Below are 259 nucleotides of genomic sequence, written 5' to 3' on the forward strand. Positions count from 1 at the left end.
GGCAATATCACGGTAGGAGGCACTGGCAAGACGCCGATGATCCTCTGGATGATCGAGCACTGTCGGCGCAGAGGGTTGCGCGTAGGCGTGGTCAGCCGTGGGTATGGCGCCAAGCCACCACAACGGGCACCGGTGACTGGTAGATAGCGCCCTCACCCGCCAGGAAGCGCGCACGTTTGCGCTGCACCACCCGGCGATACAAAGACTCCAACGGCCGTAACAGCAGGAGCGCCGGGTGGCCCTCGTACCAGGCCTTGAG

The 259-nt window shown here is 64.5% G+C and carries 1 protein-coding gene; it reads left to right on the plus strand.

Going from position 1 to position 259, the window contains the following annotated elements; translation table 11 throughout:
- The first annotated feature begins 6 nt into the window (after positions 1 to 6).
- Complete coding sequence (locus tag AC0L20_RS41255) at positions 7 to 147, plus strand: tetraacyldisaccharide 4'-kinase (protein WP_473295871.1); 141 nt, start codon at positions 7 to 9, stop codon at positions 145 to 147.
- Positions 148 to 259 lie beyond the last annotated feature (112 nt).

The sequence above is a fragment of the Bradyrhizobium sp. Kon58 genome (assembly GCF_055807455.1).